Here is a 16,610-nt window from a genome sequence, read left to right as displayed (position 1 = left end):
TAATAACTGTCCACTTTAGGAGGAATAGGTAAGCTGCTATTATCAAACTTTAGTGGGGAAAGTTTTTTCAAATGGACACCTATTGATTGTCGACTGTGGACTGTCTGCGATAGGTATTGACTCTACTTTTCTGGGTACTTAGTATCATTTCTGATAATTATAGAGATTAAAATAGAAGGTTTATAGGATTGCTAAATCATCTTAAAACATACCCTATGTAAAGTACGTTTTTGAAAAGCTGTTTAACTTGAAGAGCCAATTGACTTTTATGAAAAAACAAATACAAGTAATTTTTGTCCTGTGGGTTTCTATAACTGCATTACTTTTCCCCCATCATCTAGAGGCTCAAGGAATCAAAGGGAATGTGAAAACTGCAAATGGCGAACCCTTGGCTTTTGCTTCGGTCTATATTCGAAATCTCGGTGACGGGGTGCCTACCAATGAAGAGGGAAATTATGAATACAAGCTTCCGAAGGGCGTTTATGATGTTTTAGTCCAATACCTTGGTTACAAATCTCAGCTCGAAACGATCACAGTGTCAGAGGGATGGATTACCAAAGACTTTGTGCTGGATCCCCAGGAATATACCTTGGCTGAGGTGGAAGTAAGGGCGGGGGCGGAAGATCCTGCGCTGACTATTATGAGAAAAGCGATAGCAAAAGCCAAGTATCATAGACTGCAGATTCAGAAATACAGCATGACTGTTTATCTGAAAGGAACAGGTAAACTGACCGACGCACCTTTTTTCTTGCGAAAGACTATTGAAAAAGAAGGTCTCAAGCTCAATGAAGCTTATACCTCCGAATCTGTATCTAGAATCACTTTTACTCAACCCAATAAAGTGGAGGAAAAAGTGATTTCTATTCGTACCAACGGCGATAATCAATCTACCTCTCCTGCTCCTTATATCCAGACTACTTTTTATCAAGAGAAAATCAACGGCATCATCTCGCCGCTTTCTCGCTCCGCTTTTCAGTATTATAAGTTCCAATACGAAGGGAGCTTCTTTGATCAGAATGTATTGGTGAGCAAGATTAAGGTCACCCCAAGATCAAGAGGAGAGCAGGTATTTGAAGGCTTTATTTACATTATTGAGGATTTGTGGGCAATTCATAGCCTGAACTTGCAGACTTCTATGTTGGGCTTTCAGATCCAAGCCAAACAACAATACGCCCCTGTAGCGGATAATGTATGGATGCCTTTGACGCACACCTATGATTTTGGTGGCAAGGTTTTCGGCTTTGAAGGGAACTTCAAATACTTGGCTTCTACCCGTGAATATGAAATAGAACTGAATCCAGATCTAGAAGTCGTACCTGAGATTATCGATGAAAAAGTACAGGAAGTACCTGAAGATGCTGTGGCTTTTAATAAGTCTGTATCGGCTTTGGAGCAGCTGGCGAAGGAAGAACCTAAAACAAGAAAAGAATATCGCAAACTTCTGAACGAGTACGAGAAGGAGTCACTGAAAGAACTCGAGGAGCCAGATGTGGTTCAGGAAAGTTACTATGAAGTGGATTCCATGGCCAAAAAGTATAACCAAGCTTATTGGGATAGTATTCGTCCAGTTCCACTGACAGATAGTGAGATTGAAGGATATCAGCGGGATGATAGTTTGGCGACGGTGGAGGTGGCCAAGATGAGTGAAGTGGATTCAGTAGCGCAAAAAGCCAAACGAAAATATAAGCCACTGGACTTCATGAATGGCGCTTCGTACAGCATGGGCAAAGGAGTTTCTATAGGATTCAAGCAAAACTGGACAAAGACTTCTTTCAATACCGTTGAAGGTTTCAAGGTTGGAGTGGGATTATTTTACAGAAAGCAGTCATCAACCAAATTGGCTGATAGTGTAAGCACACAGCGCAAAAGCTTCAATATCGAACCTGAGCTACGCTATGGGTTTTCGAGCAATCGTTTTTATGGAAAAGTTGATTTCCGATGGTCAAGCACCTTGCCAATATCAGGTACAACATTCGGAGTAAGAGGCGGTAGATATATCTATCAATTCAATGGGGGCGAGCCTATCAACGAACAGGTAAATGCCCTTTATTCCTTGATTTTTAGGCAGAATTACATGAAGCTATACGAGCAGGATTTTGCGCAAGCTTATTGGGCTCATCGTGTAAATGGCGGATTGACTTATCGGGTAAATATGACTTATGCCCATCGTACGGAGTTATTCAACACGAATAATTACAGTTTCTACAATAAGGAAGGAAGGGATTACACTTCCAATCAGCCAGAGAATGTAGAGACAAGTCCGGGATCATTTGGAGATCATGATATTCTAAAGCTCAATACCGAACTAGAGTGGAGACCGGGAATAAAATATGGGATTAGAAATGGGCGAAAGTACCCAATAAATGATCGATCTCCCTTGGTTAAGCTCGCTTATAATAAAGCGTTTGGAGGCATTAGTGGTGATGGAACAGCGGCAGATTTTGATCACTTGGAACTTGGAATTCAGCATAATTACACTTTTGGGGTTAGTGGAAAGCTAGACTTCAATCTTTCTGCAGGAGCCTTTTTGTCTAACGATCAAGTGTATTTCCCGGACTTCCAACACTTCGGTGGCAATCGTACGATCTTCTCCAACTTTGGTCCTGCCTCCAATTATCGCTTTATGGATTATTACAAGTACAGCACAAACTCTAAGTACTTCTCGGGTATAGTACATTACCAGTTTAGGAAATTCCTTTTTACTCAATTGCCGATGTTGAGATTTTCAGGGCTGAGAGAGAATATCTTTTTCAATTATCTGAAAACAGACAATTCCCCACATTATTGGGAAGTTGGCTATTCACTCGACAATCTGTTTCGAATTTTCCGATTGGAAATGGGAGCAGGATTTGAAAACAATGATTTCTTACGGGGAGGCGTGAGGTTTGGGGTTGCGACCTTTATCAATGTCAATATTGATAATTAGTCCAAAAAATAAGGCCATTAAAAAACCCGGCTTAAAACCGGGTTTTTTAATGATTAGACTTTCATAATGTCTATTTCTTTTTTCGCTAGCAGTTCATCTATTTTAACCGAATATTGATCGGTTAGCTTTTGAACAACGTCCTCAGCTCTTTTGATTTCGTCTTCTGCAGCACCGTCTTTTTGAAGCTTTTTCAGTTCGTCATTGATATCCTTGCGTACTGTTCTCAGGGATATTTTTCCTCCGTCACATTCATGCTTAGCTTGTTTGACCAAGTTAATACGTCTTTCTTCAGTAAGTGCCGGAATGGTCAGAATGATCACTTCCCCATTGTTTTGAGGAGCTAGTCCAAGGTCTGAATTGATGATGGCCTTTTCAATCTCGGAAATCATCGTGCGCTCAAAAGGCTTAATAGAAAGTGTTCGAGCATCAGGTGTATTGACAGATGACACTTGGCTCAAGGGAGTATTAGCTCCATAATACTGAACCATAATTCCGTCCAGAAGATTTGGCATTGCTTTGCCAGCACGGATTTTCAAAAGCTCAGCAGCCGTATGATCTACTGCTTTCTGCATTAATTCTTTTGCTTCGTCTAAGTATAATTCGATTTCTTCCATGTTTTTTAGCTTAAAGAAGTGATCAAAGTACCTATTTCTTCGCCTTGCACCAATTTGCTTAGGTTTCCTGACAAGTTCATGTCAAATACAATGATTGGTAGGTTGTTTTCCTGACAAAGAGTAAAGGCTGTCATATCCATGACGTTTAGGTTCTTTTCATACACTTCGTGAAACGAAATGGTTTTATATTTTGTGGCTGTAGGGTCTTTTTCCGGGTCAGCGGTATAGACTCCATCCACTCTTGTTCCTTTCAATACAATATCTGCTTCTACTTCAATAGCTCTCAAACTTGCCGTAGAATCGGTCGTGAAATAGGGGTTGCCTATCCCAGCACCGAAAATCACAATACGACCTTTTTCCAAGTGACGAATAGCTCTTCTGCGGATAAATGGTTCGCAAACACTTTCGATTTTGATACCAGACATTAGACGAGTGTACATTCCACCTTGCTCCAGTGCACTTTGAAGCGCCATAGCATTGATCAAGGTAGCCAACATGCCCATGTAGTCACCCTGAACTCTGTCGATTCCAGATGATTCAGCTTGTACCCCTCTGAAAATATTGCCACCGCCAATTACGATTGCAATTTCCACACCCATGTCATGTACCTTCTTGATCTCTTCTGTGTATTGCTGCAATCTTGCTGGGTCAATGCCATAATTCTTCTCACCCATTAGCGCTTCTCCACTGAGTTTGAGCAGTATTCTCTTGTATTTCATGTGTTTGGTATTGTATTTCAGAGGTTTTTTTATCGCTATTGTTGCGATTATTTGAGGCGAATTATTCTCAGATTGGAGCTAAAAATCTTTAGCAAATTGACTGAAAAAGGACCGAGCGTAGCCCGATTTGCACAAAATAATCCGACAAATATAATTTGTTCATTTCATTATGCTAGGCATAAAGGTTAAAATTGAATCAAGACTTGATTTTTTTCCACGCTTTGATTGAGAGAAACTTTCACGGCTTTTACTATGCCATCGCCTGGGGCTTTGATAATATTCTCCATTTTCATCGCCTCTAAGATCAATACCACGTCACCTTTGACCACTTCATCTCCGGGCTGTACTTTCAGGTCTAATATCAATCCTGGCATCGGCGCTTTAATTTCCTTCAAGGCATTTGAGGCAGTGTTGTTCATCCCCATTTGCTCTAAGAGGATGTCAAATCTATCTTTGAGTTGTAGGTTTGAGACTTTATCGCCAAGTCTGATTTGAATGGTTTTTGATTCTTTATCTATGGTAATCAATTCAGCTTCAAGTGACTTGTTTTCATAAATCAGATGAATTTTACGATCAGAAATCCACTGAAGATCCCAATTGATCGTTTTCCCATTTACTAGGGTGGTGTCATCGGCTTTTTCTACCGAATAGCTCTTATTTTGGATGGTAACTGTAAACATTCATGTTAATTTGAAGCCGAATATACAATTTCCCCTAAAACAGGAACCCATTCTTACGCTTTAAATATGAATCAATTGACCCTAAATGATCTTAGCTTTCGATGGATTGTGTCGAAACTACCAGCTCTTTTTTTTGTAGTAATTTTGATGGCTTGTAAGACTAATCAAGTAGCTGTGGAGGATGCTGAGGATAATATTCTTGCAACTGAGACTCATACAATCAAAGGTGATAGTGCGATGATTAAAGCACTAGTTGCCGCAGAGGAACTTGCTATAGAAAACTATCAGCCATCAGCAAAAAAGGATTTTGACATCTTACATACTGATTTGGATTTGGCTTTTGATTATATGAACCAGTCAGTTTTAGGCAAAGCCGTACTTACCATAAAGCCCTTTTTCTACCCCCAAAAAGAATTAATCCTAGATGCTCAGGATTTTGAGTTGGGTAAAATTTTTTTCTCGCAAAAGGGTGATCTTGAATCCTTGAGTTATCAATACGATGACCAAAAAATTAGAATTCAATTACCTAGAGAGTTGACAAGAAAAGACACTTTCCAGGTAACATTCGATTATACTGCCTTTCCAGAACGAAATGCAGGAGAGGGAAGTGCGGCAATCACCGATACGAAAGGACTTTATTTTATAGATCCAATGGATACAGTGCCAGATAAGCCAACGATGATCTGGACGCAAGGGGAGACGGCCCATAATTCTAAGTGGTTCCCTACGATAGACAGCCCAAATGAGAAATTTACACAGTTGATCAAACTCACGGTGGTTGATTCGTTGATCAGTATTGGGAATGGGGAATTGATTCGACAGGAGAGCTTAGGGGATGGGCTGAGAAAGGATTACTGGGAAATGAAACTTCCACATTCACCTTATTTGGCAGCTTTCGCTATTGGGGATTTTGCAAAAGTCACTGCGCAATGGGAAGATGTTCCGTTGGGCTATTTTGTAGAGAAAGGCTATGAAAAAGGTGCTGAGAAAGTGTTTAAGAATACTCCTGAAATGATTGGATTCTTCTCCGATTTACTTGGAGTGAAGTATCCATGGCCAAAATATGATCAAATCGTCGTTCGGGATTTTGTGTCTGGAGCGATGGAGAATACTACCGCTTCCATTTTCATGGAGGAATTGAGGTTGACAGAGCGAGAAGCTATTGATTCTGAATGGGATTACATCATTGCACATGAGCTTTTTCACCAGTGGTTTGGTGACTATGTGACCACAGAATCTTGGGCAAATATTACCTTGAATGAAGGGTTTGCCAATTACAGTGAGTTCTTGTGGAGCGAGTACAAATATGGGGCAGATGAAGCTAAACTGAAGTTGATAGCAGAGACTGAGAATTACTTTGCGGAAGCAAAAACTAAGCAGGTTGATCTGGTGCGTTTTGAATATGAAAATGCTGAAGACTTGTTTGATTCGCACAGTTATTCCAAAGGGGGCGCCATTCTACATATGCTTAGGGTGTACTTGGGTTCGGACGCTTTTTATGCAGGACTACATACTTATCTAGAGGAGCATGCATTTGAAAATGTGGAGGTAAATGATCTCCGTATAGCCTTTGAAAAAGTCAGTGGAGAGGATTTGAATTGGTTTTTCAATCAATGGTTTCTGGACAAAGGTCATCCGGATATTTATTTTGAAGTGGATTATTCAGATCCTTCAAATGTCCTTATTACCGTTTCACAGAGACAGGATTTGAGCACTACGCCACTTTATCAATTCCCTCTGGATGTGAGCTGGTATGAGGGTGCCGTGAGAAAGAGTAAGCAATTCATGGTCACTAAGGCTTCTCAGCAATTTGCGTTGGAAAATGAGAGTCCAGTGGAGCTGGTGTTGATTGATGAGCAGAAAAATCTTTTAGCGGAGAAGTCAATTGAAATGAGTCCAGATCAAATGCGAGAGCAGTTCAGGTCTTCAATATTCGGAATAGCTCGGTATGAGGCATTGGATAGTTTGATGGCATGGGAAGCAACAACCGAATTAGAATCCATCCTTCCGGCAGCATTAGAAGATCAGTTTTGGTCAATTAGGGAATCTGCCTTGTCCATTCTTCAAAGTCATCCGGAATGGTTAGCAGATACGCCAGAGCTAGAAAGAAAAGTTGTGGCTATGGCAGTCAATGATTCTAAGAATTCTGTAAGAGCTGGAGCAATAGATGTATTGTCAACTTATGGGCCTGATAAACATTTTAGCTCATTTTTGAAGCTAGTAAATGATTCTTCCTATTTGGTGGCAGGATCCGCCCTGACGGGTTTGGTGACTGTCAGTGAGCATGAGGTCGATTCTAGTTTAATAGAGGGGTTCGCGACTGAAAGTAATTTCCGGATGGTGATTCCTGTAGCGGATTATTACATTACGAATTCCGTATCGGGCAAGGGAAATTGGTTTATTGAGAAGGCAAATTCGATTTCTGGTGAAGGTTTATATTTTTTCTTGGGGTATTTCAGCGAGTATTTTAGTCGCTCTCCAGAGGAGGGGGAAATGGATGCTGTTACTTTTCTATTGGAAAAGATGGAGCATGATTCAAGAAATTATGTTCGATTAGGAGCTTTTCAGGGATTGTTGAGCTTCACGGAAAAGCCAGAGGTAATGAGGAGAATTAGCGAAGCCGCGGCTCAAGAAACGGACTCTGAGCTGATAATCTACTACCAATATTTTTTGGAGGCATTAAAAGATGAAAATTAATGCATTGATTTATAATTGTTTGGAAATTAAAACAGCAAAATATCATGAAATATGAAAGGCATGTTTTGAATCTTTAATAAAAGCCTATAATTTTGCCATCCGTTACGATAGAAAGGCCAGAGAAAAAGGTTTGAAAAGTAGCACTAGTTGGGGGAATACCAAAGCGGCCAACTGGGACGGACTGTAAATCCGTTGACTTAAGTCTTCATAGGTTCGAATCCTATTTCCCCCACACCATTGCCAGAATGCAAAATTTTTTATCTAATTTTGCAGGGCGAAAAAATCTAGGTTAAACTGGATTTTAAGTGGAAGTAGCTCTCCGAGGTATTAAACTGAAAGGTGAAATATTTAAAAGTAGAGCAGGCATGAGATGGATTTCATCTCGAAAGATTACAAGCGGGAGTAGCTCAGTTGGTAGAGCGGCAGCCTTCCAAGCTGCAGGTCGCGGGTTCGAGCCTCGTCTCCCGCTCTTTGTTCCTCTAAGGTTTCTTAGGGGAACATAAGAGTCTAAGCCGACGTAGCTCAGGGGTAGAGTACTTCCTTGGTAAGGAAGGGGTCAGGGGTTCAAATCCCCTCGTTGGCTCATTTCGATTTATTAGAAAAAAAATTAAATATATCTTTAAACTTAAACTGAGGATTTTCACGCATGGCAAAAGCACAATTCGACCGTTCCAAGCCGCACGTTAATATCGGTACGATTGGTCACGTAGATCATGGAAAGACCACTTTGACTGCTGCCATCACTACCGTTCTGGCTAGTAAGGGTCTATCTGAATTAAGAGACTTTTCTTCTATCGATAACGCGCCAGAAGAAAAAGAAAGAGGTATCACCATTAACACCTCTCACGTAGAATATCAGACTGAAAAAAGACATTACGCTCACGTAGATTGTCCAGGTCACGCTGATTACGTTAAGAACATGGTAACGGGTGCTGCCCAGATGGACGGTGCTATCCTAGTGGTAGCAGCTACTGATGGACCAATGCCTCAAACTAGAGAGCACATCCTTTTGGCTCGCCAGGTAGGTGTACCTCAACTAGTAGTATTCATGAATAAAGTAGATATGGTTGATGATCCTGAGCTTCTTGAGCTTGTGGAGATGGAGATCAGAGAGCTACTTTCTTTCTATGATTTCGACGGTGATAATATCCCTGTAATCGCAGGTTCTGCACTTGGTGCATTGAACGGTGAAGAAAAGTGGGTTGAAACTGTAATGGAATTGATGAACGCTGTCGATTCTTATATCCCTCTTCCAGAAAGAGCAATTGACAAAGATTTCTTGATGCCTGTAGAGGACGTATTCTCGATCACTGGTCGTGGTACTGTAGCTACTGGTAGAATTGAAAGAGGAGTTATTAACTCTGGTGAAGGTGTTGATATTATCGGTATGGGTGCTGAAGGCCTTAAGTCTACAGTTACTGGTGTTGAGATGTTCCGTAAGATCCTTGACAGAGGTGAAGCAGGTGACAACGTAGGTTTATTGCTTAGAGGTATTGAAAAATCACAAATCAAACGTGGTATGATTATCTGTAAGCCAGGATCTGTGAAGCCTCACTCTCACTTCCATGCTGAAGTATATGTTCTTTCAAAAGAAGAAGGTGGACGTCACACTCCATTCTTTAACAAGTACCGTCCACAGTTCTATCTTAGAACTACAGATGTAACTGGTGAGATCATGCTTCCTGAAAATGTTGAGATGGTAATGCCAGGTGATAACGTGACTATCGAAGTAACTTTGCTAAGCGCAGTTGCTCTTGAGAAAGGTCTTCGTTTTGCGATCCGTGAGGGTGGTAGAACAGTAGGAGCTGGTCAGGTTACTGAAATTCTTGACTAATCATCAATCACTGATTGACTATTTATACAATGCGATCTCAAATTATTTTGGGATCGCATTTGTTTCTTTAGTAATCAATACCTAATTTTGCGTTCCCATTAGCGGGGCGTTCATTTACACGGGCATAGTTCAACGGCAGAATAGCGGTCTCCAAAACCGTTGATGGGAGTTCGAATCTCTCTGCCCGTGCCAGTAAGTTAAGTACACTATGAATCTGAAAAACTTTGTTCTAGAATCTTATGATGAAATGGTAAATAAGGTCACATGGCCTAAATTTTCATTTCTTCAAAATAGTGCAGTATTGGTGTTAGTCGCCTCTCTGATCTTTGCCCTATTTATAGGAGTAGTGGATCTGGGATTCGAAAACATCATGAAATGGTTTTATGATTTATTCTAATTGAATTGACATTACAGAATGGCTGAACATAAATGGTACGTACTCAGAGTAGTAGCGGGACAGGAGAAAAAAACTAAAACCTATTTGGATAATGAAATTACCAGACAGGATATTGGAGATTTTATTCCGGAAGTCCTTATACCATCAGAGAAGGTATATGAGATGAGAAATGGCAAAAAGCGAGTTCGTGAGAGAAACTTCTTTCCGGGCTATGTTTTAGTTAATGCTGATCTCTCAAATGGGGAGGCCAATCACGTAATTACGAGTATTCCGGGGGTAATCGGTTTCTTGGGATCAAGTTCAGGAGGAGCTTCCAAAACTCCTGAGCCACTTCGTCAGTCAGAAATCAATCGTATTTTAGGTAAGGTTGAGGAGATTGACGAGTTCGCAGAGAAACTGGATACACCATTTATAGTCGGAGAGACTGTCAAAGTAATGGACGGTCCTTTCAGTGGGTTTACCGGAACAATAGAGGAGATATTTGAGGAGAAGAAAAAACTTAATGTTATGGTTAAGATCTTTGGCCGAAATACTCCTGTCGAATTAAACTTTATACAAGTAGAAAAACAAGACTAAGCAATGGCTAAGGAAATCACTGGTTATATAAAACTACAGGTGAAAGGTGGCCAGGCAAACCCGTCGCCTCCAGTAGGTCCAGCTCTTGGTTCCAAGGGTCTGAACATAATGGAGTTTTGTAAGCAATACAATGCGCGTACTCAGGAGAAAATGGGTCAAGTGCTTCCTGTATTGATTACGATCTACTCAGACAAGACTTTTGACTTCGTTGTTAAAACTCCTCCTGCAGCAAACTTGTTGCTTGAGGCTGCGAAAGTTAAAAGTGGATCTGCTGAACCAAACCGTAAGAAGGTAGGATCAGTAACCTGGGATCAGGTGAGAGAAATAGCGGCGGTAAAAATGCCTGACCTTAATGCTTTCAAAGTTGAGTCTGCTATGAAAATGGTGGCTGGTACAGCAAGAAGCATGGGAATCACAGTATCTGGTAAAGCCCCTTGGGAAGTATAAATAAAAAACAATGGCTAAGTTAACAAAAAAGCAAAAAGAAGCTCTTTCTAAATACGACCCAAGCCAAGTGTACTCCCTGGAGGCAGCTTCTACTATCGTGAAGGATATTACTATGGCGAAGTTTGATGCTTCTGTAGATCTAGACATCCGTTTGGGTGTTGATCCTCGGAAAGCTGATCAAATGGTAAGAGGCGTTGTTGCGCTTCCTCATGGTACAGGCAAAGACATCAAAGTATTGGTGCTTTGTACTCCTGACAAAGTAGCAGAAGCAACCGAAGCAGGTGCAGATTACGCAGGTTTGGACGAATACATAGCTAAAATTGAAGGCGGATGGACTGACATTGATGTCATCATCACGATGCCTAACGTAATGGCGAAAGTAGGTAGATTGGGTAGAGTATTAGGACCAAGAGGTCTTATGCCAAATCCTAAATCAGGAACTGTTACTCTGGATGTAGCTAAGGCAGTTAGAGAAGTAAAAGCGGGTAAAATTGATTTCAAAGTAGATAAATTTGGAATTATTCACGCGGGTATTGGTAAAGCATCCTTCACTGCAGTGCAGATTGAAGAGAATGTTAAAGAACTTATCCTTACCATTTCTAGGCTGAAACCTTCATCATCTAAGGGAACGTATTTCAAGAGTATTCATTTATCCAGTACAATGTCTCCTGGGATTGCAGTGGACAAGGGTAGCATTCAAGGAATTTAATCATGACTAGAGACGAAAAGAAAGTAATAATCGACGGTCTTACTGAGAAATTTAAAGAAAACCCTTTCTTCTATATCACCGATGCTTCAGGTTTCTCTGTAGCACAAGTGAATGCATTCAGAAGAGCTTGTTACGAGAGAGGTGTAGAGTACAAAGTGTACAAAAACACCTTGATCAGCAAGGCACTGGAAAATTTAGATGCAGACTTTAGCGAGTTAGCAGATAATGCATTGAAAGGATTCTCTGGAATAATTTTCTCAAAAGAGACGAGTAACCTTCCGGCAAACGTATTGCTGGACTTCAGAAAAAAAATAGGTAAAAAAGCAACCAAGCCAGCATTTAAAGGCGCTTCTATCGATGCAGATATTTTCATCGGTGAAGAGAACTTAGAGATGTTGTCGAAGTTGAAGTCAAAGGAGGAGTTGTTAGGCGATCTAATCGGCTTGCTACAGTCTCCAGCGATGAATCTTATCTCAGCATTGCAAAGTGGCCAGAACAATATTTCTGGTGTGCTTAAGACGCTTGCTGATAGAGAAGAAAAATAGTTCAAAAAAAAATAATTCAAACAAATATTAAATTTCAAATACAATGGCAGATCTTACGCAACTTGCAGATCAGTTGGTAAACTTGACTGTAAAAGAGGTTAAAGAATTGACAGATATCCTTAAGGATCAGTATGGCATCGAGCCAGCTGCTGCAGGCGCAGTAGTTGTAGCAGGTGGTGCTGGTGCTGGTGAAGCTGCAGCTGAAGAAGAGAAAACGACTTTTGACGTGATCTTGAAAGCAGCTGGTGGATCAAAACTGGCAGTTGTTAAACTTGTAAAAGAATTGACAGGTCTTGGTCTTAAAGAGGCTAAAGAACTAGTTGACTCTGCTCCTAAAGCATTGAAAGAAGGTGTAGCTAAGGACGAAGCTGAAGGCTTGAAGAAGTCTTTGGAAGAAGCTGGTGCTGAAGTAGAGATCAAATAATTTGCTGAACCGCAACTATTAGGTTGGGGTTCACACCTAAGACCTGACTATTTTAGTCAGGTCTTTTCCTGTTTATGCACAGGTTTAAAATTGCATTATTCTAATCGGAAATAGGGTTATTCCGATATCAACATTTCACCATAAACATACACTACCTTGGCTATCAAGAATCAAACCGAAAGGAAAAGTTTCTCCTCCATTAAGGTGGTCAAAAGCTATCCGGATTTTCTCGATATTCAGTTGCAGTCTTTCAAAGACTTTTTCCAACTGGATACACCAGCAGAAAAGCGCCGGGCAGACGGTTTATTTAAAGTATTCGCAGAAAACTTCCCAATCAGTGATTCTAGAGAGAATTTTACTCTTGAATTTATTGATTATGCAGTAGATCCACCGAAATATTCTGTGAGCGAATGCATTGACCGTGGCTTGACCTACTCTGTACCGTTGAAAGCAAAGTTGAGATTACTTTGTCATGACGAGGATAATGAAGATTTCGAAACGATTGAGCAAGAAGTATTCTTAGGTAATCTTCCGTATATGACCGAGAAAGGGTCATTTGTAATTAATGGTGCAGAACGAGTTATTGTTTCCCAACTTCACCGTTCTCCAGGTGTGTTCTTTGCTCAAAGCAAGCATACAAATGGTACGAAGCTTTACTCTGCCAGAATTATCCCTTTCAAAGGATCATGGATTGAATTTGCTACAGATATTAATAATGTCATGTATGCTTATATCGATCGTAAAAAGAAGTTCCCTGTAACGACTTTGCTAAGATCTATTGGCTATGGCTCTGATAAAGATATTCTCGATCTATTCGGTCTATCTGAAGAAGTCAATGCTACTAAGACAGCAATGAAGAAGGTAGCTGGACGTAAGTTAGCTGCTAGGGTTCTAAGAACTTGGGTAGAAGATTTCGTAGATGAAGATACTGGTGAAGTAGTTTCTATCGACCGAAATGAGGTATTGCTTGAGCGTGATACCATTCTTACTGATGAAGACATTGATATGATCTTGGATTCAGGCTCGAAAAGCATCATCCTCCATAGAGAAGATGTGAACGTGGCTGATTACTCTATCATTTATAATACATTACAAAAAGATAACTCTAACTCTGAGAAAGAGGCAGTAGAAGTTATCTACCGTCAGTTGAGAAACACTGAAGCGCCTGATGAGTCAACAGCTCGTGAGGTTATTCATAGTTTATTCTTTTCTGACAAGCGTTATGATCTAGGAGAAGTTGGTCGTTATAGAATTAACAAGAAACTAGGTCTAGACATCGATTCTGCTAAAATCGTCCTTACTAAGGAAGATATTATCAATATCGTTAAGTACCTGATTGGACTTATAAACTCTAAGGCTGTTGTCGATGATATTGATCACTTGAGCAATAGACGAGTAAGAACTGTAGGCGAGCAGCTTTACAGCCAGTTTGGTGTAGGTTTGGCTAGAATGTCCAGAACTATCCGTGAGAGAATGAACGTTCGTGACAATGAAGACTTTAAACCAGTCGATTTGATCAATGCACGTACTCTTTCTTCTGTGATCAATTCCTTCTTCGGAACAAACCAGCTTTCTCAGTTTATGGATCAAACCAATCCATTGGCAGAGTTGACTCACAAGAGACGACTTTCAGCTTTGGGTCCAGGTGGTCTATCAAGAGAAAGAGCAGGATTTGAGGTTCGAGATGTTCACTATACGCACTACGGTCGTCTATGTACTATCGAAACTCCAGAAGGTCCAAACATTGGTTTGATTTCTTCTCTTTGTGTTCACGCCAAAGTGAATTCAATGGGCTTCCTTGAAACTCCTTACCGTAAGGTGAAGGACGGTAAAGCAAGTATGAAAGCAGAGGATGTGTTATTCCTTACAGCTGAAGAAGAAGATGACCATAACATTGCACAGGCAAATGCGCCATTGGATGAAAATGGCAAGTTTATCAATGAAAAAGTAAAAGCGAGATTTGAAGGCGACTTCCCTGTATTGGAGCCTTCTGAAATCACTTATATGGACGTTGCTCCTAACCAAATTGTATCAGTTGCAGCATCTTTGATTCCTTTCTTGGAGCATGATGATGCAAACCGTGCATTGATGGGATCCAACATGCAACGTCAAGCAGTTCCTTTGTTGAAAGCCGAAGCACCTATTGTAGGTACTGGTCTTGAAGCAAAAGCTGCTGTAGATTCTAGATCTCTAATCATTGCGGAAGCAAATGGTGTAGTAGATTATGTGGATGCTAAGAAAATCACCATCAAGTACGATCTGACTGATGATGAGCTTTTGGTTAATTTCACTGACGAATACAAATCTTACAATCTTATCAAGTTCAGAAGAACTAACCAAGACACTACAATCAACCTTACTCCTTTGGTGCTGAAAGGCCAAAAGGTGAAGAAAGGCCAGGTTCTAGTAGAAGGTTATTCTACTAATAACGGTGAGCTAGCTCTAGGTAAAAACCTTAAAGTGGCATACATGCCTTGGCAAGGATACAACTTTGAGGATGCTATCGTAATCTCTGAGCGAGTGGTAAGAGAAGACGTCTTTACCTCTATTCACGTAGAGGAATTCCAATTGGAAGTTCGTGATACGAAGAGAGGTGAAGAAGAATTGACTTCTGAAATCCCTAACGTCTCTGAAGAAGCAGTTAAAAATCTTGATGAGCATGGTATCATCGCGATTGGAGCTGAAGTAAAAGAAGGCGATATCATCATCGGTAAGATCACTCCAAAAGGAGAAACTGATCCTACTCCAGAAGAGAAATTGCTTAGAGCAATCTTCGGTGATAAAGCTGGTGACGTGAAAGATGCTTCCTTGAAAGCTTCACCTTCCTTGAATGGTGTTGTAATTGAGACTAAGCTTTTCGCTAGACCTAAGAAGGACAAGGATATTAGAGCAAAATCTAAAGCTGATGTTGAAAAACTGAAGGGTAGATACTCTAAAGATCTTTTGGGACTAAGAGCTCGAATGATTAATAAGATGGTTACTATCCTAGAAGGCAAAACTTCTCAGGGTGTTAAACATAAATTTGGTGATGAGATCATCACTAAAGGTCAGAAGTTCAACTTGAAGAACATTGAAAACAACCTTTTCCCTGCTAAGAATCCTTACAGAGATGAGAGTAACTACAATGTGCCTGAAGAAGCTAACCTTATATCTGATATCGTTCTTGACGACTGGACAAATGATGCACATATCAATGGGCTAATTGTTCACTTGGTTAAAAACTTTATTAACTCTAGAAATGAGATCGCTGGTACTTTCAAGAGAGAGAGATTTACTCTAGAAGTAGGGGATGAACTTCCTGCTGGTATCGTTCAACTTGCTAAAGTATACATTGCTAAGAAGCGTAAGCTTAAAGTAGGTGATAAGATGGCAGGTCGTCACGGTAACAAAGGTATCGTAGCAAGAATCGTAAGAGACGAGGATATGCCATTCCTTGAGGATGGAACTCCAATGGATATCGTATTGAATCCACTAGGTGTACCTTCTCGTATGAACATAGGTCAGATCTTCGAAACCGTATTGGCTTGGGCCGGACAGGTACTGGATAAGAAATACGCTACACCAATTTTTGATGGCGCTTCTATGGAAGAAGTAGCTCACGAATTGGAATTAGCAGGCTTACCAGCTTACGGTCGTACTTACCTATACGATGGTCTTTCAGGTGTGAAATTCGATCAGCCAATTACAGTAGGTATTGCATACATGCTGAAACTTGGTCACTTGGTAGATGATAAGATGCACGCCCGTTCAATCGGACCATACTCATTGATTACGCAGCAGCCATTGGGTGGTAAAGCCCAGTTTGGTGGACAGCGTTTCGGAGAGATGGAAGTTTGGGCACTGGAAGCATTCGGTGCATCACACGTACTTCAGGAAATCCTGACAGTGAAGTCTGATGACGTAATCGGTAGAGCAAAAGCTTATGAAGCAATTGTGAAGGGTGAAAACCTTCCTAAGCCTAATATTCCTGAATCATTCAATGTATTGGTTCATGAATTGAGAGGTTTGGCTCTTGAAATTACCCTAGATTAATAAAGCGAAT

General features: G+C 40.6%; 13 protein-coding genes and 4 tRNA genes. 14 read left to right on the top strand and 3 right to left on the bottom strand.

Annotated elements, in window-relative coordinates; genetic code table 11:
* The first annotated feature begins 268 nt into the window (after positions 1 to 268).
* Complete coding sequence (locus tag ESV85_RS13915; RefSeq protein WP_146918554.1) at positions 269 to 2,926, top strand: DUF5686 and carboxypeptidase regulatory-like domain-containing protein; 2,658 nt, start codon at positions 269 to 271, stop codon at positions 2,924 to 2,926.
* A gap of 53 nt (positions 2,927 to 2,979) precedes the next feature.
* Here the strand turns inward: ESV85_RS13915 and frr are convergent, their stop codons facing one another.
* The 3 genes from frr to ESV85_RS13900 all read right to left on the bottom strand — a co-directional run bounded on the left by frr (position 2,980) and on the right by ESV85_RS13900 (position 4,939).
* Positions 2,980 to 3,540 carry a ribosome recycling factor gene (frr, locus tag ESV85_RS13910; RefSeq protein ID WP_146918552.1) on the bottom strand — a complete coding sequence of 187 codons (561 nt, stop codon included), beginning with the start codon at positions 3,538 to 3,540 and terminating at the stop codon, positions 2,980 to 2,982.
* A gap of 5 nt (positions 3,541 to 3,545) precedes the next feature.
* A complete protein-coding gene (gene pyrH, locus ESV85_RS13905; protein ID WP_146918551.1) occupies positions 3,546 to 4,259 on the bottom strand; it encodes a UMP kinase in 714 nt (237 codons plus the stop codon).
* Between the two features lie 185 nt (positions 4,260 to 4,444).
* Positions 4,445 to 4,939, bottom strand: coding sequence for an acetyl-CoA carboxylase biotin carboxyl carrier protein subunit (locus ESV85_RS13900; protein WP_146918549.1), 495 nt, complete (start codon positions 4,937 to 4,939; stop codon positions 4,445 to 4,447).
* 66 nt (positions 4,940 to 5,005) lie between these two features.
* On the opposite strand from ESV85_RS13900, the gene ESV85_RS13895 reads away from it, so the two are divergent.
* From ESV85_RS13895 to rpoB, 13 genes are all read left to right on the top strand, one after another.
* On the top strand, positions 5,006 to 7,636 hold the full coding sequence (locus ESV85_RS13895; protein ID WP_146918547.1) for a M1 family metallopeptidase: 2,631 nt from the start codon (positions 5,006 to 5,008) through the stop codon (positions 7,634 to 7,636).
* Between the two features lie 149 nt (positions 7,637 to 7,785).
* Positions 7,786 to 7,868: transfer RNA gene (locus ESV85_RS13890), tRNA-Tyr, on the top strand.
* A 164-nt stretch (positions 7,869 to 8,032) separates the two neighbouring features.
* Positions 8,033 to 8,105: transfer RNA gene (locus ESV85_RS13885), tRNA-Gly, on the top strand.
* A gap of 42 nt (positions 8,106 to 8,147) precedes the next feature.
* Positions 8,148 to 8,219 (top strand) — tRNA-Thr (locus ESV85_RS13880).
* 63 nt (positions 8,220 to 8,282) lie between these two features.
* A complete protein-coding gene (tuf, locus tag ESV85_RS13875) occupies positions 8,283 to 9,470 on the top strand; it encodes an elongation factor Tu (RefSeq protein ID WP_146918545.1) in 1,188 nt (395 codons plus the stop codon).
* Positions 9,471 to 9,588: 118 nt separating this feature from the next.
* A tRNA-Trp gene (locus ESV85_RS13870) sits at positions 9,589 to 9,662 on the top strand.
* Between the two features lie 16 nt (positions 9,663 to 9,678).
* Positions 9,679 to 9,867, top strand: coding sequence for a preprotein translocase subunit SecE (gene secE / locus ESV85_RS13865; RefSeq protein ID WP_086543367.1), 189 nt, complete (start codon positions 9,679 to 9,681; stop codon positions 9,865 to 9,867).
* 18 nt (positions 9,868 to 9,885) lie between these two features.
* Complete coding sequence (gene nusG / locus ESV85_RS13860; protein ID WP_092894647.1) at positions 9,886 to 10,443, top strand: transcription termination/antitermination protein NusG; 558 nt, start codon at positions 9,886 to 9,888, stop codon at positions 10,441 to 10,443.
* 3 nt (positions 10,444 to 10,446) lie between these two features.
* On the top strand, positions 10,447 to 10,890 hold the full coding sequence (gene rplK, locus ESV85_RS13855) for a 50S ribosomal protein L11 (RefSeq protein WP_146918543.1): 444 nt from the start codon (positions 10,447 to 10,449) through the stop codon (positions 10,888 to 10,890).
* Positions 10,891 to 10,900: 10 nt separating this feature from the next.
* Positions 10,901 to 11,599 carry a 50S ribosomal protein L1 gene (gene rplA, locus ESV85_RS13850; RefSeq protein WP_092894645.1) on the top strand — a complete coding sequence of 233 codons (699 nt, stop codon included), beginning with the start codon at positions 10,901 to 10,903 and terminating at the stop codon, positions 11,597 to 11,599.
* 2 nt (positions 11,600 to 11,601) lie between these two features.
* Entirely contained in the window at positions 11,602 to 12,144 is a 543-nt protein-coding gene (gene rplJ, locus ESV85_RS13845; RefSeq protein ID WP_146918541.1) for a 50S ribosomal protein L10, read from the top strand.
* 43 nt (positions 12,145 to 12,187) lie between these two features.
* Complete coding sequence (gene rplL / locus ESV85_RS13840; protein WP_092894643.1) at positions 12,188 to 12,568, top strand: 50S ribosomal protein L7/L12; 381 nt, start codon at positions 12,188 to 12,190, stop codon at positions 12,566 to 12,568.
* A gap of 156 nt (positions 12,569 to 12,724) precedes the next feature.
* A complete protein-coding gene (rpoB, locus tag ESV85_RS13835) occupies positions 12,725 to 16,600 on the top strand; it encodes a DNA-directed RNA polymerase subunit beta (protein WP_146918539.1) in 3,876 nt (1,291 codons plus the stop codon).
* Positions 16,601 to 16,610 lie beyond the last annotated feature (10 nt).

The sequence above is a fragment of the Algoriphagus aquimarinus genome (assembly GCF_007997215.1).
GTDB classification, from domain to species: Bacteria; Bacteroidota; Bacteroidia; order Cytophagales; family Cyclobacteriaceae; genus Algoriphagus; species Algoriphagus aquimarinus_A.
The sequence above is the reverse complement of the archived record's forward strand: the minus strand, read 5'-3'. Positions and strand labels throughout refer to the sequence as shown.